This window comes from Mesobacillus sp. S13, assembly GCF_020422885.1.
GTDB lineage: Bacteria > Bacillota > Bacilli > Bacillales > Cytobacillaceae > Mesobacillus > Mesobacillus selenatarsenatis_A.
The window spans coordinates 2,274,164-2,299,422 of sequence record NZ_CP084622.1 but is presented as its reverse complement, the minus strand read 5'-3'; the positions used below and the strand labels follow the sequence as shown (position 1 = coordinate 2,299,422).

Annotated in this window: 23 protein-coding genes; 8 read left to right on the top strand and 15 right to left on the bottom strand. The window is 40.3% G+C overall.

The genetic code is table 11. From position 1 onward, the window contains the following. Positions 1 to 3 precede the first annotated feature (3 nt). Positions 4 to 792, top strand: a complete 789-nt coding sequence (locus tag LGO15_RS11740) for an ABC transporter permease (RefSeq protein WP_226087708.1) — start codon at positions 4 to 6, stop codon at positions 790 to 792. A 625-nt stretch (positions 793 to 1,417) separates the two neighbouring features. Here LGO15_RS11740 and LGO15_RS11735 read toward each other — a convergent pair. The 3 genes from LGO15_RS11735 to LGO15_RS11725 form a co-directional block, all read right to left on the bottom strand. After that, the gene (locus tag LGO15_RS11735; protein WP_226087707.1) at positions 1,418 to 1,825 is read right to left on the bottom strand and encodes a hypothetical protein; all 408 of its coding nucleotides are present in this window, start codon (positions 1,823 to 1,825) and stop codon (positions 1,418 to 1,420) included. Between the two features lie 27 nt (positions 1,826 to 1,852). Further along, on the bottom strand, positions 1,853 to 3,169 hold the full coding sequence (locus LGO15_RS11730; protein WP_226087706.1) for a uracil/xanthine transporter: 1,317 nt from the start codon (positions 3,167 to 3,169) through the stop codon (positions 1,853 to 1,855). 353 nt (positions 3,170 to 3,522) lie between these two features. Next, the gene (locus LGO15_RS11725; protein WP_226087705.1) at positions 3,523 to 3,873 is read right to left on the bottom strand and encodes a nuclear transport factor 2 family protein; all 351 of its coding nucleotides are present in this window, start codon (positions 3,871 to 3,873) and stop codon (positions 3,523 to 3,525) included. A gap of 152 nt (positions 3,874 to 4,025) precedes the next feature. Here LGO15_RS11725 and LGO15_RS11720 point away from each other — a divergent pair, with 152 nt between their 5' ends. Together LGO15_RS11720 and LGO15_RS11715 are read left to right on the top strand one after the other, a co-directional pair. After that, entirely contained in the window at positions 4,026 to 4,214 is a 189-nt protein-coding gene (locus tag LGO15_RS11720) for a hypothetical protein (RefSeq protein WP_226087704.1), read from the top strand. A gap of 737 nt (positions 4,215 to 4,951) precedes the next feature. After that, entirely contained in the window at positions 4,952 to 5,749 is a 798-nt protein-coding gene (locus tag LGO15_RS11715; protein ID WP_226087703.1) for a hypothetical protein, read from the top strand. On the opposite strand, the gene LGO15_RS11710 is transcribed toward LGO15_RS11715, so the two are convergent. Next, positions 5,735 to 6,319, bottom strand: coding sequence for a nucleotidyltransferase family protein (locus LGO15_RS11710; RefSeq protein ID WP_226087882.1), 585 nt, complete (start codon positions 6,317 to 6,319; stop codon positions 5,735 to 5,737). The two genes, LGO15_RS11715 and LGO15_RS11710, sit on opposite strands and share 15 nt — an antisense overlap. Before the next feature lie 213 nt (positions 6,320 to 6,532). Between LGO15_RS11710 and LGO15_RS11705 the strand changes: the two genes are divergently transcribed. From LGO15_RS11705 to LGO15_RS11695, 3 genes are read left to right on the top strand one after another with little or no spacing between them, the layout of a single operon-like run. Further along, positions 6,533 to 7,006, top strand: coding sequence for a hypothetical protein (locus LGO15_RS11705; protein ID WP_226087702.1), 474 nt, complete (start codon positions 6,533 to 6,535; stop codon positions 7,004 to 7,006). Continuing rightward, positions 7,003 to 7,494 carry a hypothetical protein gene (locus LGO15_RS11700; RefSeq protein WP_226087701.1) on the top strand — a complete coding sequence of 164 codons (492 nt, stop codon included), beginning with the start codon at positions 7,003 to 7,005 and terminating at the stop codon, positions 7,492 to 7,494. The genes LGO15_RS11705 and LGO15_RS11700 overlap by 4 nt, the downstream gene beginning before the upstream one ends. A 29-nt stretch (positions 7,495 to 7,523) precedes the next feature. Beyond that, complete coding sequence (locus tag LGO15_RS11695; protein ID WP_226087700.1) at positions 7,524 to 8,180, top strand: potassium channel family protein; 657 nt, start codon at positions 7,524 to 7,526, stop codon at positions 8,178 to 8,180. Positions 8,181 to 8,244: 64 nt separating this feature from the next. Here LGO15_RS11695 and LGO15_RS11690 read toward each other — a convergent pair whose 3' ends face one another. Together LGO15_RS11690 and LGO15_RS11685 are read right to left on the bottom strand one after the other, a co-directional pair. Further along, the gene (locus tag LGO15_RS11690) at positions 8,245 to 9,933 is read right to left on the bottom strand and encodes an NAD-dependent malic enzyme (RefSeq protein WP_226087699.1); all 1,689 of its coding nucleotides are present in this window, start codon (positions 9,931 to 9,933) and stop codon (positions 8,245 to 8,247) included. Between the two features lie 267 nt (positions 9,934 to 10,200). Continuing rightward, on the bottom strand, positions 10,201 to 10,377 hold the full coding sequence (locus LGO15_RS11685; RefSeq protein ID WP_226087698.1) for a hypothetical protein: 177 nt from the start codon (positions 10,375 to 10,377) through the stop codon (positions 10,201 to 10,203). Positions 10,378 to 10,701: 324 nt separating this feature from the next. On the opposite strand from LGO15_RS11685, the gene LGO15_RS11680 reads away from it, so the two are divergent. Together LGO15_RS11680 and LGO15_RS11675 are read left to right on the top strand one after the other, a co-directional pair. Then, positions 10,702 to 11,940, top strand: coding sequence for an ATP-binding protein (locus LGO15_RS11680; RefSeq protein WP_226087881.1), 1,239 nt, complete (start codon positions 10,702 to 10,704; stop codon positions 11,938 to 11,940). 264 nt (positions 11,941 to 12,204) lie between these two features. Then, the gene (locus LGO15_RS11675) at positions 12,205 to 13,200 is read left to right on the top strand and encodes a DUF3231 family protein (protein ID WP_226087697.1); all 996 of its coding nucleotides are present in this window, start codon (positions 12,205 to 12,207) and stop codon (positions 13,198 to 13,200) included. Positions 13,201 to 13,405: 205 nt separating this feature from the next. Here LGO15_RS11675 and LGO15_RS11670 read toward each other — a convergent pair whose 3' ends face one another. The 9 genes from LGO15_RS11670 to LGO15_RS11630 form a co-directional block, all read right to left on the bottom strand. After that, a complete protein-coding gene (locus LGO15_RS11670; RefSeq protein WP_226087696.1) occupies positions 13,406 to 14,545 on the bottom strand; it encodes a Ger(x)C family spore germination protein in 1,140 nt (379 codons plus the stop codon). Next, on the bottom strand, positions 14,542 to 16,002 hold the full coding sequence (locus tag LGO15_RS11665) for a spore germination protein (protein ID WP_226087695.1): 1,461 nt from the start codon (positions 16,000 to 16,002) through the stop codon (positions 14,542 to 14,544). Before LGO15_RS11665 ends, LGO15_RS11670 begins: the two co-directional genes overlap by 4 nt. Next, positions 15,995 to 17,077, bottom strand: a complete 1,083-nt coding sequence (locus LGO15_RS11660; RefSeq protein WP_226087694.1) for a GerAB/ArcD/ProY family transporter — start codon at positions 17,075 to 17,077, stop codon at positions 15,995 to 15,997. Before LGO15_RS11660 ends, LGO15_RS11665 begins: the two co-directional genes overlap by 8 nt. A gap of 144 nt (positions 17,078 to 17,221) precedes the next feature. After that, a complete protein-coding gene (locus LGO15_RS11655) occupies positions 17,222 to 19,414 on the bottom strand; it encodes a PAS domain-containing sensor histidine kinase (protein ID WP_226087693.1) in 2,193 nt (730 codons plus the stop codon). Between the two features lie 150 nt (positions 19,415 to 19,564). Continuing rightward, on the bottom strand, positions 19,565 to 20,161 hold the full coding sequence (locus tag LGO15_RS11650) for a class I SAM-dependent methyltransferase (protein ID WP_226087692.1): 597 nt from the start codon (positions 20,159 to 20,161) through the stop codon (positions 19,565 to 19,567). Positions 20,162 to 20,269: 108 nt separating this feature from the next. Next, positions 20,270 to 22,594 carry an RNA polymerase recycling motor HelD gene (helD, locus tag LGO15_RS11645; protein ID WP_226087691.1) on the bottom strand — a complete coding sequence of 775 codons (2,325 nt, stop codon included), beginning with the start codon at positions 22,592 to 22,594 and terminating at the stop codon, positions 20,270 to 20,272. Positions 22,595 to 23,297: 703 nt separating this feature from the next. After that, positions 23,298 to 23,480: a hypothetical protein gene (locus LGO15_RS11640; RefSeq protein WP_226087690.1), complete on the bottom strand. Its 183-nt coding sequence runs from the start codon at positions 23,478 to 23,480 to the stop codon at positions 23,298 to 23,300. A 27-nt stretch (positions 23,481 to 23,507) separates the two neighbouring features. Further along, on the bottom strand, positions 23,508 to 24,695 hold the full coding sequence (locus tag LGO15_RS11635; protein ID WP_226087689.1) for a DUF2812 domain-containing protein: 1,188 nt from the start codon (positions 24,693 to 24,695) through the stop codon (positions 23,508 to 23,510). After that, complete coding sequence (locus tag LGO15_RS11630; RefSeq protein WP_226087688.1) at positions 24,688 to 25,008, bottom strand: PadR family transcriptional regulator; 321 nt, start codon at positions 25,006 to 25,008, stop codon at positions 24,688 to 24,690. Before LGO15_RS11630 ends, LGO15_RS11635 begins: the two co-directional genes overlap by 8 nt. Between the last annotated feature and the right edge of the window lie 251 nt (positions 25,009 to 25,259).

Genomic DNA, 25,259 nt, shown 5'->3' with positions numbered 1-25,259 from the left:
ACAATGGAAGCTGTTCAACGATTTTTACGTCATGGATTTTTATCGTATAAGGCATTATTTGGCTGGCTTGATCCAAAGGTATATATTTTCGTGATGGTTCTCAGCCCACTTAGCCAACTCATATTCTTTTCAACACTAGTAAACTATGTATACAAGGGAATAAATCTATTAGGTTATGTAGCAGCGAACGCTCTCCTGCTCTGTGTATTAAATTCAGTGTTTGGCATTATGTCTGTCATCACTTCCGATCGATGGATGGGAACACTTCCCCTGGTTATAGCGACACCGTACAATAAAGCAAGCTTATTTCTATCCAGATCAATTGCCCACGTCTTAAATGGACTTGTAACCGCAGCTATCGGATTGATGTTTGGGGTACTCATCTTTCAGTTAACGATTTCTGTAAAAGAAGGTCTCGTACTGCTTGTTATTTGGCTCTTTTCCATTTTTACCGCGACCGGGCTTGGCCTGATACTTGGGACATTTTGTCTCTGGTCCCCATCTATGCACCTATGGTCCAATTTACTGGCAAGCCTGTTGCTTTTATTGAGTGGTGCCAACTATCCTTTTTCCAGGATGCCAGAATGGCTGCAGTTCCTTGGGCAGTTCACCCCACTGACAAGAGGCGTCCAACTTACAAAAGACATCTTAAACGATGGGAACTATTCCAATGTGATTGTCCTTTTAGGCGAAGAAATCCTGTTAGGCATTGCATTCTTCGCCGTAAGCTTCTTGCTGCTAAAATTCGCTGAATATCAGTCCCGGTCAAAAGGAACGATGGAATTTGATTGATTAGGAGGACACAACAAAAGGCATTGCGCAGCAATGCCTTTTGTAACTAATTCGTAAAAAGCTACAGACTTCTCAAAAAACCTTAAGCACTTGCGCCTTTTGGTACCGAACCTGTCTTAAGTTCACTCATCTTTTGACAGCTTTGCACCTCTTGATGCCGAAACTGTCTTAAGTTTGATCATCTTTTGACAGCTTTGAGCTTTTTGATGACCAACCTGTCTTAAGTTCACTCTTCTTTTGACAGCTTTGAGCCTTTTGGTCCCAAACCTGTCTTAAGTTCACTAATCTTTTGACAGCCTTGAGCCTTTTGGTCCCAAACCTGTCTTAAGTTGCCTCTTCTTTTGACAGCTTTAAGCCTTTTGGTCCCAAACCTGTCTTAAGTTCACTAATCTTTTGACAGCCTTGAGCCTTTTGGTCCCGGACCTGTCTTAAGTTCACTCTTCTTTTGACAGCTTTGAGCCTTTTGGTCCCAAACCTGTCTTAAGTTGTCTCTTCTTTTGACAGCTTTGCGCCTTTTGACCTCGAACCCGTCTTAAGTTTGCTCATTGTCTTATCCCGGATTAAATCTGCACTTCGATTTTAACAGTTGGGACGAATAAATCCGGGGGTGATATACCACAGGATTCTATGAAAGTAACAGGTAAGAAACAAAAATCGAAACATATATCGTATCCAGGCCTGCGAGATAAAATTTAAGATTTGATTTCTTTAACTTTGCCAGACTGTAATTAAATAAAACATCATATAAACTTATCGCAAATAAAGTGACGGACACAATCACTACAAATATATTTCCAGTCATTAACACGGCAAGGATATATAATAACCATCTTCTGAAAAAGTTAAATAGCAAATCAATGAGTACCATAGACAAACCTTCTGGATTCACTTCCAGCTCTGCGTCAGAAGATATTTCGCTTAGACCGGTTTTAATCTTTTTGTAGTCCTTTATGTAGTCGAGATTTAACCATAATAGGATGAAACAATAAACAATAATATAAATCTCTTCGTTGCCGTATAGTAGTTCACCCAAAGAAGATCACCTCCCATTTCCTCTCTGCTACTCATTTAAAACCGCTGTTTCACTTCCCTTTAGTTCACGCTCATCCCATCGGATGAAGGTTTCGAGCAGGATGGATAATAAGACACCCATAATAAAACCATTCGAGAGAAGCGGCTGCAGGATGATGGGGAAAACGGTAAAGAGCTCAGCATCCAAATTCATGATGCTCAGCCCCAACAATACTGGGGCGGCAATCCTGAAAATGGATTTAGAATCAAACGTATAGCCATTCAAGCTTTTTAAAGAGGTTCCAAAAAGCTGAAGATAGGCTACAAAGAGCACGGCATTTCCAACAGTGATTGGGAGCGTTGCCAGCAAGGCACCCAGGATTGGGATGATGCCAAGGATCGCCATCAATCCGCCCCCAATTAGGAATGGTTTCCTGTCAAGAATCCGAGTGCTTTCCAAAAATCCGACGGACGAAGCGAACGGAGCATAGGATACAAGTCCAAAAAAAGCCGCGCCAATTGAATAGCTTCCAGTCAAAAGATACGATCTATCAAATGATGACTGTGCAACATCCTCACCTTTAAGCTTGGACGCTGCCTGGACAGATGCAATGGTATTGCTGAGATTGATGATACTGGCAATAAAAGTGATTGCGATGATTCCGTAACTCAGATTAGGAGTACCAAGGGGGAAGAATGAAAATTCGATTGAACCTTGACTGCCAGCAACTTTTTCCGCAGGAAATACAATCACATAGACAGCCCAGCCCAGCAGCATTCCGATCAAAATCGAAAAATTCCCGATGGTGTCATTCCCTTTTATTTTCAACAGGCTAACCAGAACTACAACTCCGAAAGAAAACAAGGTAACCGGCAAATCAAGACTTCCATCCTCAGTCACTTTCAGCATCCCTTTAAAAAAGATAAGGATCAGTTGGAATGTAAGAAGAAACAGGTATACCGTCATGACCATCGGCGTAAAAACTCTTTGGATATAAGAAAGCAATCGAAATAATCCCAGAACTACAATGACAGTCCCTGCAAGCAGCATTCCCGATGCAATTCCCCCGCCTATTTCCGGAAGGCTCATACCCATTGAAGAAGCAGCCAGGCTGAGATTCAGGACTAATCCCCACATCACACCCGAGTGCCCCTCCATCAATGGATATCGATGACCGAACAACCCCTGCAGCACACATGCCACTCCTGTAAAAATAAGTGAACTCCGCAGCATGGCCGCAATCTCAGCACTATCCAATCCAAAAGCAGTTCCAATCGACACCGGAACAACAACCGTATTAGCAAAAATAAAAAACAACCATTGCAAAGAAGCAAAGATTGTTTTCAACGATGATGTATGATCCATACTCTCACCTTTCATAAGAAATCTTTTAAACAATCATTCTATACATATGGCTGAGCTAGGATTCTACTATGTATGCTCAGTTATTTAAATTAGCGAAGAACTCCCCTATATTTACTCCAAGATGATAGGAACCATACCAGATCCATAGTGTTATGAGTAATGTTGTAAGGGCAGGGTACCTTTTCAAAATAGGTTTCTTTGTTGGTTTCCCCATGCTCATAGCTCCTTTTAGTAAAATATTTCCATGTTATTGTCGCATACATTTCTATTTTCCTCAATACTTTGTTCCGTATTTTCATTTCACCTTCTAGTATGTTTCACTCAATATGAAGTTCCAATTCTATAGAATACTTTTAAAATAGAGGATCCGTCTTGGTTCCCTGGTGAAACACCATTTTCCATACACCATCTTTTAGTTTCCAAATAGAACTCCTTAATGCATGTTGGTTTGTCTCTTCATTGAAAGTCCGGTATGTCGCCAGGACAATTTGATCTGATAAAGGATGAATATCAAAATCACTTAATGTAACTTTGATGATCCCAATTCCACCTTCAAAATCTTCATTCATATACAAAACCCTTCCAGAACTTCCGAATTCAAAGAACTCATCAGCCAATAACTTTTTCAGCTCTGTTTTCGATGAACGGACTTCTGCCGTCAATAACTTTTCCTCTAACTGCTTGATATGATCTTTTAACTCCATTGAGAATATCCCCTTTACAATCAATAGAAGATTAATTCAACAAAGAGAGCGAATATCCTCCTTAAATGATAAGCAATCCCTTTTCTCGTTAAAAGTTGAAACCTCTGCACATTAGAATCGTATTAGCAATATATAGAAAGGGGATGTAATTTATGAGTAATAAAGAAATGAAATGCCAAAGTTGCGGAGGAAACTCTTTCGTCCAGGCGATGGATTATATTAATCTAAGGCCAGTTGATAAAAAAATGTCTATCGGATCTGAAAGGGTTTATACAGTTTGCTTGGATTGCGGAGAAGTTGTTTCAATCAAGGTGAAAAATCCGGGGAAGTTACTTAAATGACCCTATAGTTCTTGATATGAGGCTTCGGACAACTTTTATTGAATTTCTACTGATTTTGACAGACCCAGGAGCTCCTTCTGACAACTTTGATAGAAATCTTCCTAGTTTTGTCCAAACTTGGGGCTACTTCTGACAGCTTTGAAGGTAATCGTTGAAAAGCTGTCAGAACCCGGGGCTACTTTGGACAACTTCAATAGAAAGCTTCCTGGTTTTGACCAACTCCTGGCTTATCATAACTTCATTTATAATCACCATTACAAGACGTGATTGGGTTCTGCAAGCGTCTTCCGGGGCGTATATGCTTAAGGAGAAAGCTAAGGAGAAAGCTTATTTAAAACTGAATGAACATTTATGGGTTCCTATTGTCCATAAATGGATTGCTTTTCCAAGAAGTATATTCTCTTATCCATTTGTAATATTCTATGATTCAAATATTCCAGTTCCGATTTTGTCCTCATATTGGTATCTTCAAATATCCCCCCATTTGCTCTCTTTCGATTAAGTTGAGCATTCTTTGATTTCCTTAATTTCTTTTCTCTACTCTGTAAATTGTTCCATTATTTGTTTATCCAAGAGGCTTCACCTCATTTTTGGTACTATTATAATTTTAAAAAAGACTTGACGATTTTCACGTACAACAATCTTCGTTCTGTCACAATACTGCCACAATATCCCCCTACCCACCCTGTCCTTTTTGCCTGCCCAGCTATATATAGACAGTGAAAGGGCGGTGCAAAATGATGACAATTAAATCTGGGGTCATTGAGGGGTTTGAGGGGTATTCGCAGTTCGGTTCGCTGGAGGAGTTCAATCGTCATTTGGAGATGTGGCTGGCTATCCACAAGTATGATTTTTCAAAGGGCGAATTGGTTGGACTAAAAAGGCTTGCCCGCTTTGCTGCTAAAATTCCTGGTGTCAGCAATGCGAAAATCGGTACGGTGCTGAAGGCAATTCATGAGGAGTACAATGAGCTAGGCATTTCCCGTTCCACTTTTAAAAGAATGATCATCAAGGCAAGCAATCTTGGAATTATCACTGTACATGAAACAGAACGAAAAAATGGCTCACAGTCCAGCAATCTATACGTTTTTAATCGTTTTCCCAATGGTGAACCACCTAAGAAGGAAAAAATGAACCACCATAATAAAACTATTATTCTTTCTGAAACTAAAACTATTAAGAATAATAAACGTGAAGAAATATCCAACACCAAGGAGCCTGCAGGCCACCTTTTTGTAAGCGACCGGATTCCAAAGCCATTTGTCGAGTTGGCTAAGTACTTCTTTCCAGATGCAAAGACAATCGAGGAATTTTGGAGAATGACGGCAATCGCCGCCTACAAAAACAACCAGGAAAACGAAACAGACACCATACTGTCCGTCTCTATGGATTCTTTTAAGCAGCTCATCCGAAAAATGAAAACAAATATAAAAGTTAAAAATCCGCTCGCCTATTATACAGGGATTCTGAATAAGAAGTTTCAGGAAGTGTACTTTGCGGAGCTATTCGAGCTGGGATTCTTACCGGGAGAGTAGGATTACATGATGTACTTTCACCATCGGCCATTTAGCTGTCCAATTTTTCTTGAGCAGCCGCTCCTCGTAAATGGCAGCACGTTCTCTCGTCTCTGTAAAAAATGGAGTCGGCTTCAACTCCATATGGAGGACATCTTCCAGTCCGAATGGTGCCGTTAGGACAAGCCTGCTTTCCCTATCCAGCTTCACACCTAGTGCCGTAGCCGTTTCAGGGAATTTCGAAATGGCGTCTTCCGAAGATTTATAAGGCGGAATTTGATTGACAACGTGCATCCTTGCCTGATTTTTCACAGACCAGGGAATCTCAGGCATATGGCTCTTCAACTCAGTTTCCAGTTTCTTTTCATACTCTTCATCAAGATTTGCGGAATCAAAGTATATCACATCAACATCTGGAGTCATTGTCCGCTCCTTAAATCCATGCAATGTGTCCCAGATTTTCGAACGCAAAAAACCAGCGCAGATCCACCAATCCGGCAAGTCAAGTGTGGCTGCTGTATGGATGATCTTCATCATATTTTCGTCTGATTGAATTAACTTTATTATATCTTCTTTGTTTTCCAGCAAAATAAACACCTCTATGACACGAACGTATATTCTTATTTTAACACACTATATCGTTAGGGAACATTTACTTTCATCCATACTTCAAATAACAGTTAGAGAGAAACATATTTGAATGATTCTTGGTGACAATAAGTCATAATGCAGAGGACTCCCTCCTCAATCGAGAAAAGGCCTTTTGGCCAAGCAAAAGGGAATAGGTAAATAAGGAGATTCTATATGGTATTGTTCATTTATCTCTTATTAAACGGTTTCGCTTTACTTTTTTTCATAAAGAAAAAGAAAAACCTCCACATTCTAGAAATCACGGCTTATTGGTTTCTTGCTTCTTACATTACTCAAAATTTCTCTGCCCTTTGTTACATGAATTTTAAAACTCTGCGCATTCCTGAAATTTTGCCGCTTGAAATATCTCATTTTATTAGTCGAATCAACCTTTACCCAGTGATCATGCTTCTATTTTTAGATTATTATTTGGTCACGGATACATGGTCCAAAAAGGGCTTTTTAATGATTTTGTTTATAGCAATATTAACAGGTGTTGAATGGATAAACCATTTTTTAGGTGTATTGATTCATGTGAATTGGCAGTTTTGGTGGTCACCTTCCGTATGGTTTGGAGCTCTCATCTTACTGATTGGCTTTATGAACGGATACCGCATTCTACTTTTTAAAGGAGGCCATGACAAATGAATGTAAAATACGATTGGAACGAATGGTTCTTTCTGATCTCTTCCGTTGCAGCATTATTAACATTCTGGCCCATCCGAAAATACTTCCGGCCAGTGATTGTCCTGCTTATCTGGATGTATAACATATTTCTTGTTTCATCCATTGACTATTTTTTAATTGCTACCCCTTTTACGGCCTACTATTTCGGTGATAATCCAACATACGAACTTTCCGGAGCATTGTTCCATTTATTCATGTACCCTTGTGCTTCCTTAGTATTTCTTTATTTTTACGATAAGTTTGAATTACACGGTAAAAAAACTGTTTTCTATATTATAGGATGGACAGGATTTTCGTTATTATATGAATGGATTTGTGTGAAAAATAAAGCCTTAATTTATACAGGCTGGAAGCTCTTGTATTCCATCCCCGTTTACCCAGCAGCAGCCATCTTACTGATCATTTTCTTTCATTTTATTAAAAAACAATATCAAGAATTGACGTATTAAGATTTTTTGTAATCAGGAGGAAATACATAATGAGAAAGTTATTTGCTGTGATAGGTCTTGGCCGCTTTGGCGGAAGCCTTGTCGAGGAATTTCATCATCTTGGATTCGAGGTTCTGGCCGTCGATGTGAATGAGGAAAGAGTGAACAGGTATAGCAAATTTGCTACACATGCTGTTGTGGCCAATGCCATTAGTGAAAGTAATCTGAAATCATTGGGTCTCAAAAATTTCGACCTTGTCATTGTATCCTTCGGCGGTAATATTGAAGCTAGTATCCTCACCACATTGCTGCTAAAGGACTTGGGTGTCAAACAAATATGGGTGAAAGCATTAAGTGAGAACCATCAAAAGGTCTTAGTAAAAATCGGAGCCGATCGCGTCATTCACCCTGAAAGGGAAATGGCTAAGAGAATCGCCCACCATGTTACTTCTGATAAGATTATTGATTTCATTGAGCTTTCCAAGAACCACAGCATTGCAGAAATCGTCTCTACAAAAAAAGTAACTGACAAAACATTAAATGAACTGAATGTAAGTGCCAATTACGGATGTACGATCATCGGGATCCAGCGCGGAGAAGAATTTATTGTCTCCCCCTCAGCTGAAGAAGTCATCTGCACTGATGATATCCTCATCGTGTTAGGTAATAATAATGAAATTCATGCATTTGAAGACAAAGGTGTTTAGTTTTTAAACATCTAAAAACCGGATAGAGCACAGGGTTACCACCCTGTGCTCTTATGATCCACCATTAAATTTTAATGCTTCTAATCTCTTTATACACCGGTTTCCACATAGCATCTGCCACTGCCTTTTGGACATCATGCATATCTGCCTGAGCAACCCCCTCCTTGATAGCAGCATGAATGACTGCCATTGCCACCTTTTCAGAAACTTCCTGCAATGTATTGATGTTAGGAAGTAGGGATGCGCCAGGCTTATCATTGCAGCACATGTCGGCAACAGCGTCTGCAGCTGCGGTGAACATACCTTTTGAAATGATTTTTGCTTTTGCCACAATGGCTCCGAGCCCAAGTCCCGGAAAAATAAAGGCATTGTTAGCCTGGCCGATTTCATAGGAAACTCCATTGTGTTCTACATCCTCAAAAGGGCTTCCCGTTGCAACCAGTGCCCGTCCTTCCGTCCATTGAATCAAATCTGCTGGGACTGCCTCTGCAAGTGGTGTCGGGTTGGACATCGGCATGATGATTGGGCGATTTGTATGCTTTGCCATCTCTTTGATGATTTCCTCCGAGAAGGCTCCTGCTTGTCCAGATGTACCGATCAGTATTGTCGGTTTCACTCTTTTGACCACTTCCATTAATGGAATGATGCCTCCGTCATTTCGTTCCCAGCCTTCCACTTCTTGAACTCCGCGGACATAAGGCTTTTGAAAATCCAAGACATCTCCATGTTCTTCCGTCAAAAGGCCTCTGAAATCCACTGGCCAGAACTGGTCATAAGCTTCATCCTTCGATAATCCTTCAGAAACCATGGCATCCACCATCTGATCAGCATTGCCAATTCCAGCAGCGCCTGGACCAAAGACAACAATCCGTTGCTCCTTCAATGAACCCCCGGTCATCTTCAAGGCTGACTTAATAGCCGCTAGCGTGACAGCTCCGGTTCCCTGGATATCATCATTAAAGGTGAGAATCTTATCTCCATACTTCTTCATGATCTTACGGGCATTCACATTGCCAAGGTCTTCCCAGTGAAGCAGGACATCTGGATGAAATTTTCTCGCTGTCGAGACAAACTCATCAATGAACTCATCATAACGCTCTCCTCGGACACGCGGGAACTCGTTTCCGATGTAAAACGGATCGTCCGCCAAAGCCTTGTTGTTTGTTCCCACATCCAGCACAACCGGCAATACACGGCTAGGATTAATCCCTGCAGCTGCTGTGTAAACGGCTAACTTACCAATCGAGATATTGATGCCGCCAATCCCCTGGTCTCCAATGCCGAGAATGCTTTCAGAATCGGTAACGACAATCAAGTCAATGTCATTTTTGGCATGCCCGAGGTTCTTAAACGCTGTTTCAATCCCCTCTTGGTCGTCAATCGATAAATACAATCCACCTGGACGGCGATATACTTGTGAATATTGCTCGATTGCCTCCCCGACAGTAGGAGTATAGACAATAGGAAGCATTTCACTTAAATGATCCTTAAGCAATCGGTAAAACAGGACTACATTCCTGTTATACAAGTCATAAAGGACTCCATTTTTAAATAAATTGGTGGTCCTGATCGAATACTGCTCATACATCCTTTTTACCTGTTCATCGAGCGTTAGCACCTGAGGCGGCAATAACCCTTCCAGTCCTAGCTCCTCACGTTCCTGCTTAGTAAAAGCTGTACCTTTATTCAAAAATGGATTCGACAAAAGCTCCTTCCCTCTCAACGTCGTCTGGATTACATTAGAATTGGACATCAATTTCCCCTCTTTCTTTTGAAGCTGTTCTTGGTTGTATACCCTTTTCACAAATTGATAAAAACAGCCGGGTATTTATCAGTCCAACTAAGATATTGAAGGACTCTCAGAGTGGTTTTTCATTAAATCAATGAAATGAACACTCCTTCAAAAAAAGAAAGAACCAAAGATATACAAGTAGGGAAAAAGCACTTGTATTCTTTGGTCTAATTAACACTATAAATCGAGCAGAATCCGTAAAATAATTAAGATAATTACCCTGACTTCTTACCTGGTCAAAACATAATATATGACATATAACCAACTAAAGAATCCGTGAATGATTGCCCATAAAACGGAATGATGGATACTCCATGATATTGAAATGGCCAAAGCAGAACCAAAAGTAACAGCACTCTTAGAACCAACAGGAACTTTAATTCTTTTTTCTTTTCTTTCTTTCATATGCTCCCCCTTTTTAAAATCTGTATTTTCTTCTCTATAAGTTGAATTTATTTCTCCTTGAACCTGATTATTCCTTTTTCTAATTCCTTGTTCTAGACTATTTTCCTATCTTAAAAACTTGTTGATCTTCCTCTTTTCAGATGGTGTATTCAGACTTCTGTTCATGCCAGGCATCACTTTCAACTTTAATATAATTCATCGCATTAAGATTTCCCTTTTTCACCTGTAACTAACTGGCTAAACTCCTAAATTCAACCTATAAAAGGAACACTAAATGCAGTATGATAGTACTATCATATTTTGGGGGAATCACTATTGATCCAGGTGGTTAAGGACTTATTATTAAATCTATTATTCATTATTGGGTTTTGTTCTTTTTTACCAATGTTTTTAGAACAGAAAGGGATCAAGGTGAAAAAGTGGCTTACTATATTATTCTTTTGTATTGCGATTATTTTATGTATTACCTTTCCTATTCATTTAAATGAAGATTTTGTGTTTGATTTACGAGGTGTTCCAATTTTCATTGGGGGTTTATATGGCGGGCCAGTTCCGTTGATGATTTATAGTCTGATTGCCGTGGGATTCCGACTTTTATTCGGTGGTGATGGAAGTATTACCACGATCATGATAACTCTTTTAAATTCCATGTTAATTCTAGCTGTTTATAAAAGATTTAACTTATTGGCGGCGAAAGACAAGTTAAAACTAGTAGTGGTCTTAGGGATCCTCTCAACTATAGTAGTATTTGTGTCACCCTATATCCTATTTGGTTTTACACTCCAGCCGGACTATTGGATAGGGTTTGGGTTTACTGTGATCCTGTCATTATTTATTTTAGTTTACTTAGTTGAGAGTATCCGGGAATTTTCTTTTTTGCGTGAGCAGTTTATTCGTTCTGAAAAGATGGAGGTTGTTTCTCAATTGGCCGCATCAATAAGTCATGAAGTAAGGAACCCAATGACAACCATAAAAGGGATGCTGCAAATGCTAAAGGAAACACCTGATATATCAGCTGATAAAAAAAATCAGTTCCTAACGATTTCCTTAGATGAGCTCAATCGTGCTGAGAAAATCATTTCGGATTATTTGACCTATGCCAAGCCTACAGTCCAAGCAGTACAGATATTTGAGGGTCATTTGGAAATAGAAAGAGCTATTAATGTCATCCAGCCGTTAGCAAACATGAATTGTATTGAAATAGAAACAGACTTGATACCGTTTCAATTAAATGCTAATCAAGAAAAATTCCAGCAATGTATTGTCAATTTAACCAAAAATGCTGTAGAGGCGATGCCCAATGGCGGAAAGCTTACTTTTCAAGCATTACATGTAAATAACTCCATGGTTGAGCTTATCATAAGCGATACAGGTGTAGGAATGGAGCAAGACCAAATGACTCGTTTAGGAATGCCCTATTATACAACGAAAGGAAAAAACGGCACAGGTCTCGGTTTAATGCTGGTATATAGAATCATAGAAAGTATGGGCGGCACTATTTCAGTTCAAAGTAAACTAGGAAAAGGTACTGCTTTTACCATTAAACTAAACACATTTCAGTGAACTGAGATTAGGAGGAAAAAGCTAACCCGCATACCTGGGTTAGCTTTTTCTATGAGGACTGATGAATACAGAGTTGTATCTTTGAGTTGGATCGCATGAAATAATTTCAAGATTGTTTATTTCACAACATCGCAGTAAGGACAATAACCACATACAGACAGTTCCGACCCGCCAAAAACCTAAAGGTCCTCGGCACTACAGAATCCAGAATAAAATGGACTATTTTGCACACCCTAAGAATAAAAACTTCCCGGAGGACCGCAAATGCCAGAAAAACCGCAGATCACTTCTTCTGAAATAGGGACACTTTGGCTCACTTATCAGGAGAAAACGATGATCTTAAGAATGTTAGAGTATTTTATCGAAAAAGCCGATGATGAGAAAGCTAAAGAAATCATGACAAATTTACATAGTGATCTTGAGATTTATGTTGGTAAAATCATTGCTATTTATGAACAGGAAGGTGCCGTCATTCCGGTTGGCTACACCGCACAGGATGTAAATAAAGATGTTCCAAAGCTTTATGACAACGGTTTTGATATTATGTTTGTCCGACTATTAAAGCAAATCAGCATGGGACTTCATGCCTTAAACCTGACTATGACGTTCAGGGAAGATATAAATATTCTTTTTGAAGACCTTACTGCCCTTACCCAGAAGTATTTCAGGATTTGCTCCCAATATCTGCTTGAGAAAGGGCTTCTTGTCAGGACTCCTTTCGTTTCAATGCCTAAGTCAGTGGAGTTTGTTAAGAATAAAGATTACTTAAGTGCAAGCACCCTTAACCCGCTGACACAGAAAAGGACATTAAACACAATCGAGGTGGCACATCTTCATAAAGGGATTGAATCAAACCTTACTGGACTCCAAATGATCTTGGGATTTGCTCAGTGCGCGCATGATAAAGAGGTCAAGAAGTTTTTCCATGAAGGTGCGGAACTGGCCAAAGGAATCATAAAAGAATTAAGTGAATTAATGATCCAGGATGAGCTCCCAGTCCCACAATCTCCTGGAGGAAATGCAACTCGATCCAAAGTCGCTCCATTCTCCGATAAGCTAATGATGTATTGTACAAGTCTGTTTTGCAGTTTTTCCCTGGGAAGCAACTCCCTTGGCACGGCTTTTAGTTTACGTAATGATCTGCCTATAAAAATGTCCATCTTCACTAAGGACGTTTTTGAATATGCCCATAAAGGGGCGAAAATCATGATCAGGAACGGATGGACAGAAGAGCCTCCACAAATGATCAACCACAAATAATAGTTTCGATAGAAATAAGTTGAATAGATAAGGATTGTTTAACTGATACCCAATTTTCAGCTTATTTCTCCTATATAAAAGAGCAGTAGTCTACGTTTAATTGCGTGAATACTGCTCTTTTATTTGATTTTTACATCAATTATTCACAGAAATCCCAAAAACGCCCCCATATCCTGCTTCGACACTTTGATGGGAACAGCACTCATCAATCCAAATCTTTCATCTCGATCATTCGGTTTGTCAACGCCCCTGAATGAATAATATCAACATTTACTTTCACCTTGTTCAAACTCGCTTGTTTCAAGTTGTCGGTTTTTCTCCAGCTTTCACGGTAAAGGACATGTTCTAAGTTTAAAAAGTCTGTTTCCTTTTCAATTCCTAACTCATATTGTCCCTGGATTTCTTTTTTAATGATTGTCTCACATAACCCCTTCATTTCAGCCAGTTTAAGATTCTTGTTTTTTTCCCGATTGGCAAGATTCCCTTTAACATTGACCACAATATCGACTTCCGGCCCATTACTGACATACTTCACTTTCGGGTCTTCAAAAACGGTTAAAAAGGATGGGCCCTCCTCATTTGGGATCATTACCTGGATTCTCTCCATCTCAGGGGTGGTCCATCTCAGTCCCTTTACTTCTTTTATTGTAAAAAAGCCCTTATACTCATCATTTTTAATAAAATAGGCACCATTCATATACAGCTTGGATTCTTGCTTTTCCCCTTCCTTCCATTGGCTTTTATTGATCGAAAGAGATGGAAGATGGGAAGTGTAGGCTGGTTCGTATACCTGCCTTGCCAATTCGAATAACTGTATTGGTTTAAGTTCAGAGCTTTGTTGGAAGATGGATTCCGGATGATGCAAGATTGTATTCAGAGACGTTTGACCAAAAAATCCCTTAGTTGACAGGATGTCCTCGATCGATTCGTTCGTACCATAGACCCAAGGAGTCAATCGGAACTCGTGGTAACGGGTCAGCCCATCAAAGATTTCCTGGAATCCTTGTTGTAAAGCAGCTTCAGATAGGACAATTGCTGTGACGTGGGCCCATACGAATCTTTCCTGAGCCGTCTTATAAATTTCAAAAAACGAATCAATAAAGATTTCGCCCTCCGCTTTCGATACCCACATTTTGGCTGGTGAACTATCACCACCTTCAGTTTTAGCAACCTTCATCAAATCCACCAATTGAATATAGGTATGATATTTCCCATCTTTATAATCCACCCCGATAGCCGTTGCATAGTTCAGATCCTGAGTTTCTTTGATATCCGTACAACCTGTTTGCAGAATAAGAATGATCATAACCGCAGCAAGTGAAAGGTTCCTTCCCAACGTAATCATCTCTTTCTCCCCTTGTTTAACATAGATGCAGAAAAGTTCTTTGTTTTATAAGGGTTAATCAGCAAGGCTGAAAGAATTTCCTTCGGTCTTAGTGACACAATGGGCTCCATATAGTTAAGTTTGAACGACTCTAACTGACACAAATAAACCAGGACGGCAAATGAACCGATATAAACACCAAATATACCCAAGAAGGTTGCCATGATTAAAATTAGGAAACGAAGGACTGTGACAGTTCCTGTTAAAGACTGATTGACGAGTGTGTATGTGGCTACTGCGGTCAAAGCAATGATGACAATGATGGTTGGCGAAGCGAGGCCCGCCCGGATGGCTGCATCCCCAATGATCAGACCGCCAACGATTGATATCGTTTGCCCTACTGCTATTGGCATCCTTATTCCTGCTTCCCTTAGTAATTCAAACAAGATAAGAATGAATAATGCCTCCAATGCGCTTGGTAAAGGCAATCCCTGTCTCGAGACCACAACAGTTGCCAGCAGCGGAAAAGGCAGCTGATCGACATTCACGCTCGCGATCGCAATCCAAAATCCCGGCAGATAAATCGCAATGAGGATCCCTACTATTCGTAAAACCCTCTGGAACAACACAAAGTAATAAGGGAAATGAAGATCCTCTGGCGACTTTGTTAATTCAGTGAAATTAGCCGGACCAATCAATACCATGGGTGAACCATCCACAGCAACGATGAATCTGCCCCTAAGCATTGATTCAATCGCAAAATCCGGCCGTGTTATATAATCCATTAAAGGAAAGATAGAAAGAGTCCGGTCTGAAACCCATTGCTCCAGCTGCCCCGCACTCAATATACTTTCTGTCTCAATCTTGTTCAATCGTTCTCTTACTTCATTCAACGCTTCATAATTCACCTTATCGGATAAATACAGAATCGATACCTTGGTTTTCGATATCGAGCCTATTGAGATGGTTTCATTAAAAAGCTGCGGACTTTTGATTCTTTTTCTGATCAGGGAAATATTCGTGTTCAATTCCTCGGTAAAAGAATCTTTTGGGCCTTTGATCGATGTTTCAGTTTTTGACTCCTCTGGTGTTCTTTTCGGTATATTCGCTATGGCGATTGCCCAGAAATGCTTTCTGCCATTCTGAAAAATAACAAGGAAACCCGAAAACACTTTGTCAAACAAGACAGAAACCTCATCAATACTGATCACAGGTGGCAAATCCTTTTGTGTATCCACAGCCTTTCCCCTTGTGTTAAGAAAGGCAATGACACCGTTATAATACTCATTCAATTGATTTCCATCCACCATGCCTTTACAGTAAATGACTGCAACAGACTCACCTGTCTGCTTATAGCTCGTAACCTTTACATCCGCATAACTCTTAAATAATTCTTGGAGCCCTTTTTTATTCATTTCACCTGATAATAATGCTTCCTGTGCCACGATGATTTTTTCAGAAAATGGCTGCTCAGACATTATTGTTCACCTTCTTTCTTCCAGGCAAGAACCCAACGATGAGCAGAATGGCTGAAAGAGAAAGACCACATATGAACATCACTGGATAATAAAAACTGCCGACAATTTTTTGCAGCAATAAATCACTTAATGGCAAAATGGAAATCGATGAAAATATACCTCCGCTTGCTATTAGCAAATTCCTTTTTAGTTTGAAGGATTTGATGTTGAATAACTCTATTAATAGAAATAAACTCAAAGAAACTTTAACGAATGACCCTGCTAAAAATTGAAAAACGGCTAAGAAGTCCATATGAGATACTTGTCTCCCCAATTGGACAAGCCTCCATTGTTCAAGTGCAGGAAACCGGAAATTAGCGGCAACATGGGGGCCGAATGAAGAAATGGAACCTGTTGTAGGACCTGCAACAAGCATTAACACAACAGACATCAGGATCACCCAATGTATGTATTTAAACGGCTTGTTGAACTTATCATGCACCAGGAATAATATGAACAAATCCATACTCCCGCCCAGCACAATCACAAAGCCCTCGAGCACCGGATGAAAACCATTCACGAACACAGGGAAAAGCATTGAATAGTCTTTTTTAAACATAGTCGAAAAGGCAACAAAATACCCAAATGACCAAACAATTGGCAACAAGATGACCGATGTATAAAGAATCACTCTAAACCCTTTAAAAGCCGCCCAGACGCACAGTGACGTGAAACACAATGTAACAATCCATGCCGGTGTATTTGGAAGGAAGTAAACCTTGATCATAAGAATGAAATCGTATGATGACAATGAACCGGAAACAAGGAAATAGACAGCAAAGAAAAGCATAAATCCCTTCCCCACTATACTGCCAGCCCGATTTTGCACCCAGCTTAAAAAACCTTCGCCATTCATCTTTTTAAAAATGAAAATGGTGAGAAATCCCCAAATCAGCAGGAATACATAGGCCAGCGCAACACTAGCCCAGGCATCCCGCTTTGCTACTCTCAATAAATGCGGAAGGATCATCACATGGTTTGATATTCCAGTAAATAAGATAATCAAAGCTGAGACTTGAAGCCGAGAGAATTTCATAGCAAACCCCATTTTATGACTAATAGAAATAATTTTTACCATTTAAAAGAAAATATGCAATCTGCGGCACTGTTTTCATATACAAGCCAATTAAAAAAAGCTTGGAGCACTAGTGCTCCAAGCCTTGCATTTGGGATATGTAAGTTACTGTTGTTGGTAGAATAGCTCTATCGTGACAACAGTCCCCTGCCCCACCTCACTGGAAAAGTCAATTTTGCCCTTATGGTCATTGATGATTTTTAAACTGCGCATCAAACCAAGACCTGTCCCTTTTTCTTTGGTGGAATAATACGGTTCACAAAGATGTTTTAAACGCTCAGGACTTATGCCTTTTCCATTATCAATGACCTTGATCATAACTTTCTCTTCCAGGCAATGCACTAGAATCTGAAGATTCCCGTGGATATCCATCGCTTCTATTGAATTTTCAAAGAGATTTATAAATAGCAGTTTTAGATCCGGTTCATTGCAAAATAATAAAATCGACTCACTATAGTCTGATTCTATGCTTATGTTTATTTGACGGTCGTCTATTTCCATTTTTAATCCATGAATAGCATCATTGATGATTTCTATGAGGTTTGCCTCAGCCCATTTACCTTCATTAGTATTGGAGAGTTCTATGAATTCATTGGCAAACTTATTGAGTTGCTCTAACTCTGCTTTTATGACTGGAAGGTAATCAAATAACTGGCTGTTCCGATCTCCTTCTTCGAACAATTTCAAGAAACCCATTAAACTCGTAAGCGGATTTCGAATCTCATGAACGACCCCTGAAGCAATTTTGCCTACCAGCGCATGCTTTTGCGCTTGCTGCATAACTTCATCCATTTCCTTCTTTTTCGTAATATCCAAAAAGGTAGACAGGACGTATTCCACTTTTTTATAGCTTCCTGCTTCGAAAATAGGCCGAGTGTCAACCAGGATCCACCGCTTTTCCTTCTTTTCAGGATTGTAGATAAACATTTCTACGTTGCTGTGTCCTTCCCCAGTCCGCAGCGTTTTCATAGCGGGATGTTCCTCACCTGGGAATGCTTCACCTGCCGAGTTCTCTGCTTCCCAGTCTTTGCTCATTGAAGTCATATTCTTAAGTTCATGTTCACTATAACCTAAAATTTCAGTTGAATTCTTGTTCACATAGATGATTTCACCGGAAGTATTTTGGACAATCACTCCACTTGTCAGTGCCTCATAAATCCTTTTATGGTGTTCTTCCAGGCTTTTTTTCTCAGTTATATCACGGGTAACACCAACAATCTCTCTTACGGTGTTGTCATGTAAAACAATCGGCGATAATACAGTATGAAAGCTGTAGATCTTATCGGCACATCCTAATTCCCATTCAAATTCCGAAACCTCTCCGCCAAGAGTCTTCTTGACCTTCTGATGCATGATGCAATCACTTAACAAATGGTCAATGGACTTCTCTTCAAAGGCTTCCTTCGTAAATCCGTTAGTTGCTAACCACTTTCCATATACACTGGTGATGGTGTATGAGCGGTCAATTGTAAAAACGAGGTCATTCATCGAAGAGACAAGTGTTTGGTATTTTCCCCTGCTCTTATCAAGCTCTTTATAGGAAAGAACTTCATCGGTAACATCCACTCCAGTGGCTAAGACAAAATCAGTATTGCCATCAGCATCAGTCACCGTTTGAGTCTTCCACTTGATATGTCGTTTCTTTCCATTTTTCATCAACCAGGAATTTTGATATTCAAGTGGGATATTACCCGACAGGTAACACTGCGAAATCCGACCCTTCTCCTCACTTTCAATAAAAATGTCCCAAAACTTCTGGTATTGCAATTCTTTAAGGCTGTAACCTGTCATCCTTTCAGTGTATTGATTGCAGCTATATATTCGGCCATCTTTATCAAGAATCAAAACAAATGATTGGGTTGTATCCAAAATCATCCGCAAGTATCTGTTTTCTTCTCTTACTGCATCATTTTCACAGGAGGAACTGGAATACTCTTTGAACATGCAAAAAATCAACGGTTTACTACCCTGGTTAATAAAGGATGCATTGATTTCTACCGTAAACACTTGGCCCGTTTTATCACGAAGCTCCAAGATCGTGGATAAACGATCATTTTTGAATAAAAGGGTTTTTAATGTTTTCAGGACCCTAGGAGATAAATGATTGAAGAGGGAAATTCCTTTCTTAGTTAAAAATTCTTCTCTGGAATATTTAAACAAGGAACAGGCGGTTTCATTGACTTCCAACACCCGAACCTCATTAGATGCTTCATGATCTATTTCGAAAATTACAACAGGAAAGGTTAAATGATTGAAGATATTCTCAAAAAGTAACGGACCGTTTACTGCTGTTTCCATAAGTCACCTCCTGTTTATAATACTATTATTGTAATAATTGCTACGGAAGCAGTCCATATACCAGGATAGAAATAGGTCAATTTTACCATTGCTAGATTTTTTTGTGTGTTATTTCAAATAGGCCATTCGTTAAGAACGGCAAAGGATTTCTTATTTGAAACTTCTTGCTATAAACATAGACGCATCCTGATTTATGAAAATCTTTTTACCATGATAAAAAGTCTTAATCTTGATTGAATCAAAGCCAACTTTTGATAATATATCCTTTAACCCTTCATGTGAAAATCCATTATGTACCTTCGGATGATCTATTTGATCATTTTTGTCAAAGTCCACAATGATCAGCTCGCCACCCTCATTCAGGATGCTGAACAATTGCTGAAGGATTTTCTCCGTATCTGGAATATGCAGAAGGACCATCGACATTAAGACGATGTCCGCTTTCAGTTCAGGAGTTTCCAGAGTAAAATCTGAATAAAGAACCTTCGCATTGCGGATTCCTCTGCGGGAAATCTTAGCTTCGGCAACATCCAACATTTGTTTGGAAGAATCCACTAGCAAAATAGAGTCGACTAAATCTGATAACTCTAGGCTGACGAGGCCAGTCCCGCTGCCATAATCGATTAACGATTTTGTTTTACTCTCCCTTATTCCCTTTTTCACTTCACTGACGATTACTTTTGCTAATTTAATTCGATCTTCGGTATCATAGCGTCTTGCCATTTGTTCGAAAACGTTGGTTTCCATTTTACACTCACCTTTTTTATAGTTCCTATTGCTAGTATAGCAATGTTCAAGCAGAAAAAGCTGCCTGAATGGCAGCTCGGTTTCTTTCATACTTTGTTTCCAACTCTATTACTTAGTCTTAACCAACCCTTCATCCAGCCCCTTTTGTAAAAAAGGACTCGGTTCTCCTATACAATAAATCTGTAAATGATGCATCGCTCGTGTGCAGGCGGTATAGAATACTCTGCGCAAGCTCTCATCAGAATAAACGTCCTCCGATGAGTCATAAATAATGACAGCATCGAATTCAATCCCCTTGGACAAGTAGGCAGGAATGACAACTACCCCTTGTTCGTATTCGATTGAGCTGCTTTTAATGAGTTTAATTCCTTCAATGTTTGAAAGGGCTTGGTGCGCGCACATGCTTTCCTCTGCAGACTGGCAAATAATCGCGATACTACGGTAACCATCATTCCGCAATCGTTCAACTTTGTCAGCAATCCTTCTGTGCAGTTCCTCTTGATTCTCCACCTGTGTCAGCACCGGTTGTTCGCCATCCCGTTCAAATGGGATGATTCTTTCCCCGTTCGGCACGAGTGAACGTGTAAATTCAATGATCGGTTTTGTGGATCGGTAACTCCGTGACATGTTGATCACTTCTGTTTTATCCTGCCCATATAGGCTGGTGAGTGTGTGAAAATCAATCATTTCACTGGCATGGGCGAAGATCGCCTGGTTAAAGTCGCCGAGCACAGTCATTTTTGCTGCAGGGAATAATCGCTTCAAAAACTCAAATTGAAAAGGCGAATAATCCTGTGCCTCATCCACCACGATGTGTTTAATTGAACTATTGATCTGAAAACCCAGTATCAGTTCTTTTAAAAGCAGAAACGGAGTGGCATCCTCATAATAAAGCTTCCTATCATCGAGCATCTTTACAGTGTCTAAACAAACTTCCTGCCATTCCTCTGGTACTCGCTCTAATTGATTGCTACCGGTAAAAAGCTGCTTGTAGATTCCCTTGATGTTAATGAAACGATAAGCTTTGATCATTTTACGCAAAGGATTAAACTTCCGTCTAACAATCAGGCGGGCCAATGAATCGGCCTCGATTTCATAATCATGTATCGATTCCCCTATATATCCCCGTTTTTTTGCTAAATAGGCATGCGCTTTATGGTACTCCTCATCACTAAGCAGTTCGATTTCTTCTTGGACCCATGCTTGATCTCGTTCAACCTTCTCAGCCTCATCCATTTCCTTTAAAAGCCAATCCTTTAATTTTTCAAGACGGCCATGAAAACGGAACGAAGGATCGCTGCTGTAAAAACTTTTTTCCATTTGCTGTGAAGTGACAATAGCCTTTCCTCTAAAAAGAATATTCTTAAAGACCATGCCAGACACTTCGAGTGACTTCCTGTAGGATAGAATCGCTTCAAAAAACGGAATGGATGCTTTGAATTGGATGCCTGCTACCCTGGCTTTATACGACTCATCATCCTTAGCTGTTAAAACATATTCCAGTTGTTCATATGGATTCTCAACGTCAAAGTCTTTGCCTAGCCGATGATCCAGATATTCCTGGAAGGTTGCCTGCTGCATATTCTCCTCACCAAGTTCCGGCAGGACATTTGATACATAGCTGCTGAACATTGTATTCGGAGAGAAAAGGATAATTTGATCTGCATTCAGTTGGTCTCTGTATTTATAGAGCAAATAGGCAATTCGCTGCATGGCAGCAGATGTCTTTCCACTTCCGGCCGCACCATGAACAATCAGCAGCCTGCCGGTGTCATGGCGGATGATCCGGTTCTGCTCCTCCTGGATCGTCGAAACGATATTATGCATATGTTTATCCGTGCCTTTGCCAAGCACCAGCTGCAAGATTTCGTCCCCAATCGTCAGGCTCGTATCGAACATCGACTGTAAAAAGCCGCCACGAATGAGATATTGCCACTTTTTCTCGAGATGGCCATCGATGGTCCCTCCCGGGGTTTGATATTTTGCCGGTCCAGGCTGGTAATCGTAATAAACACTTGAGATTGGAGCCCTCCAGTCATAGATCAAGAAATTTTCACCCTCAGCATCGGTAAGCGAGGAAATCCCAATATAGATTTGATCCGGAGCGGAAGAACCGTCTTCCGTAAAATCAATACGACCAAAATAAGGAATCTCCTTCATGCGGCGCAGCGTGGCCAGACGCTTGGAAGAGTGTCTATGTGTACTCTGGCTTACCGACAGAGCTTGCGCTTCCTGTCTCAAGCCAATAACCGTTTCAAGAAAATCATCAAAAGTATCCGTATTTACCTTCACTTCATCCCAAAAATGTTTCCGGATGTTGACGACTTCATTTTTACGCCTAGAAGTTTCTTCTTCCACTCTGAGGAGTTCGTCCGTAATGGCCTCCATCACACTGTCCAATCGCTTTTGCTCATCCTGAAGATTCAAATTCATAGCAACACCCCTAAACTTTTTTGATAAAAGAGTTGACTACCGATTCGATTGCATTGTATAATTAAAATAAGGATAATTATATTTATTTAATAAAAGAATGCGTATCTATATAAAGTTACCACAGGATTTTGTTCTTTTCAATATGAAAAAGAGCAGTATTTTTCGTTTCATACGAAAATACTGCTCTTTTTTTGATTATCATTCTTCTTCTTTAACAATCTTTTTCTCCAAAAGCTTAATGATTACTTCATTCTGTTTGGTACTCTTATGTAAATCCTTCGCAATGATCGGAAATAATACAGAATGAATACCCACACCGCAAAACCAAACATCAATAAGAATATTTGCAAAAATTCTACCCCCTAAAACTAATTGCAAATACCCACATTCATGTTCGTATTTAGAAGTGTTCCCAGTCTCTGATCAAGAGCAGAAAACCAGGAACATAAAAACTCGATATCTTCCCCGTTTCTTACGATGAGCACAGAACCGGGCACATAAAAGCCTGATATCTTCCCCGTTTCTTACAATGAGCACAGAACCGGGCACATAAAAGCCTGATATCTTCCCCGTTTCTGACCAAGAGCAGAAAACCGGGCACATAAAAGCCTGATATCTTCCTCGTTTCCGGCTAAAAAGGTAAAACCGGGCAAATATAACTCCCGGATCTATTCCTTCCAACCAGATCCCCCTCAAACCATTATCAAGCTCTCTTAATCAATCTCCAAATGAAACTTGCGATCAACAAAACCACTCCAATAGAAGTTCCAATAACCTGATCCATTAATACTTCACCCGTTTGGGAATAGACAATGACCAAAGTGCCTCCAAAGATTAAGATAATCAGCGCTGCCAATCGCATAAGGTAGGTCGCATTTACTTTCAACCATATCCCCTCCTATCAATCTAAAAATCAACGAATCTTCCCCACCACATTTTCGATCACCGTGCTGACATCCGCATCCCCATGATAACGCACATACATGACTGCATCACCATGAGCAGCAAATACCTCTTTCATTCCCTCTTCAGCATGCACAATCAATAAATCTAAATCAGCGTGTTTCTTTTCAACATATTCATCCAGGCTGTTGTCATAACGATATCGTTCCACTAAGTCAGAAACCAGGTTTTCCGCCATCCCAGGAAACCTGAGCTGGTAATATTCTGTATGGATGGCTGGTGAATATTCTCCGCTGAGATCTTCCCACAGCTTCCCGGGAACCACACCGCTTTCATCTGATTCATATTGAACGGGTGCTAAAGGACTCCATTCAGAAGAAAGTCGATTGCCCCAATCCACATTGTCACTCATATATTCGGCTTCTGCCCTTATCATGTCCGGGTCATTTTCTACATCTGCCAACCTGACAATCGGCAGGTCCACGCTTCCTTCTGGCAAGGTATTTGTCTCCATTTTCGCAAGCTGTGCAAACGGAATGATGGCACTCAGTCCCACCACCACTGTAAAAAGAAAAGCAGCTGCCGTATGGATTCGGTGATGTTTTTTCCATGAAGCATGATGGTCGATCGGTTTCCCTTCGACTAGTCTTTTGCGCAAATCCCGGATCGATAAGGCAGCACGTAATGAATGATAGGCAGTATATGCAATGAAAATCGTTAATATCGTCTGCGTGATCATCGAGCCATCTACCATGACGTATGTAGGTGTGCCATCAAGGAGCCAAATGGATGCCATCATCCCGAACATCAATACCATGCCAATAATCGCACTACCCGCATTCCACGCCAGCTTTTTATCCAATTCCTTTAGGGTATAAGCCTGTTCAGCTGGATCGGTATGAAGCTCCGATGCATCCTCCTCGGCCGGCGATGAAAACACGTGGAACTGACCATAACTGGTCACATAACCCCATCCACTTTCACCATACATCTCAATTTGCTCACCAGGAATCCTTTTCGTCGTGGATACATCAATTCTATACTTCATATCCCTAGGTTCTCCCTTTTCGAACCTGGCAAAATGGATGCCCATCTTTTTCAAATAAAGTCCCCTGGCCGCCATATCAGTAAACCAGCTTTCATGCTCTCCGATCCGCCAAAAATCACTGGGGCGAAGCTTATAGACCGATCTATTCATTTCGAGCATCCTCCTCTAAAACCCAACTGTCTTGGATCAGTGCTTTCAGCCGGTCATACTCAACCTGTAGAGCTTGTTTTCCTTCCAGCGTGATTTCATAAGTCTTCCTTCTGCCATCATTTTCGGCTAATGAAATTAAACCATCCTTTTGCATCCGTGAAAGGACTCCGTAAAGCGTACCGGGACCCATATTCAGCCGGCCATTCGAGACCTCTGTAATCGCGTGCATAAGCTGGTATCCATGATTCGGCCGCATCAACGCCAGCAGCACATAGTACATCGCTTCCGTCATCGGTCCACCAGAATACGCCATCAAAAACACCCCTTCATTCCTAAAACTCTTATTATGTCCCTCGTTATTATGTATGACGATATATCGTATAACATAATATTACAACAATACTTTCCTGCTGTATAGAAAAATGAGCAACGAAAAAGAACCCACGCTTAAAGACCTATCAAGGTTTTTGCTGGTCCCGCCTCAAAAAAACACCCATAAGTTTCTCTCGCAATAACTGGGTATTTATGTTAGTGTGTAGGGAGCATTCAGAATCTTCAAAATCC

Coding starts and splice junctions, on each gene's coding strand:
- LGO15_RS11740 (WP_226087708.1), top strand. CDS start 4: ATGGAAGCTGTTCAACGATTTTTACGTCATGGATTTTTATCGTATAAG.
- LGO15_RS11730 (WP_226087706.1), bottom strand. CDS start 3,169: ATGGATCATACATCATCGTTGAAAACAATCTTTGCTTCTTTGCAATGG.
- LGO15_RS11725 (WP_226087705.1), bottom strand. CDS start 3,873: ATGGAGTTAAAAGATCATATCAAGCAGTTAGAGGAAAAGTTATTGACG.
- LGO15_RS11720 (WP_226087704.1), top strand. CDS start 4,026: ATGAGTAATAAAGAAATGAAATGCCAAAGTTGCGGAGGAAACTCTTTC.
- LGO15_RS11715 (WP_226087703.1), top strand. CDS start 4,952: ATGATGACAATTAAATCTGGGGTCATTGAGGGGTTTGAGGGGTATTCG.
- LGO15_RS11705 (WP_226087702.1), top strand. CDS start 6,533: ATGGTATTGTTCATTTATCTCTTATTAAACGGTTTCGCTTTACTTTTT.
- LGO15_RS11700 (WP_226087701.1), top strand. CDS start 7,003: ATGAATGTAAAATACGATTGGAACGAATGGTTCTTTCTGATCTCTTCC.
- LGO15_RS11695 (WP_226087700.1), top strand. CDS start 7,524: ATGAGAAAGTTATTTGCTGTGATAGGTCTTGGCCGCTTTGGCGGAAGC.
- LGO15_RS11690 (WP_226087699.1), bottom strand. CDS start 9,933: ATGTCCAATTCTAATGTAATCCAGACGACGTTGAGAGGGAAGGAGCTT.
- LGO15_RS11685 (WP_226087698.1), bottom strand. CDS start 10,377: ATGAAAGAAAGAAAAGAAAAAAGAATTAAAGTTCCTGTTGGTTCTAAG.
- LGO15_RS11675 (WP_226087697.1), top strand. CDS start 12,205: ATGCCAGAAAAACCGCAGATCACTTCTTCTGAAATAGGGACACTTTGG.
- LGO15_RS11670 (WP_226087696.1), bottom strand. CDS start 14,545: ATGATTACGTTGGGAAGGAACCTTTCACTTGCTGCGGTTATGATCATT.
- LGO15_RS11665 (WP_226087695.1), bottom strand. CDS start 16,002: ATGTCTGAGCAGCCATTTTCTGAAAAAATCATCGTGGCACAGGAAGCA.
- LGO15_RS11660 (WP_226087694.1), bottom strand. CDS start 17,077: ATGAAATTCTCTCGGCTTCAAGTCTCAGCTTTGATTATCTTATTTACT.
- LGO15_RS11655 (WP_226087693.1), bottom strand. CDS start 19,414: ATGGAAACAGCAGTAAACGGTCCGTTACTTTTTGAGAATATCTTCAAT.
- LGO15_RS11650 (WP_226087692.1), bottom strand. CDS start 20,161: ATGGAAACCAACGTTTTCGAACAAATGGCAAGACGCTATGATACCGAA.
- helD (WP_226087691.1), bottom strand. CDS start 22,594: ATGAATTTGAATCTTCAGGATGAGCAAAAGCGATTGGACAGTGTGATG.
- LGO15_RS11635 (WP_226087689.1), bottom strand. CDS start 24,695: ATGAATAGATCGGTCTATAAGCTTCGCCCCAGTGATTTTTGGCGGATC.
- LGO15_RS11630 (WP_226087688.1), bottom strand. CDS start 25,008: ATGGCGTATTCTGGTGGACCGATGACGGAAGCGATGTACTATGTGCTG.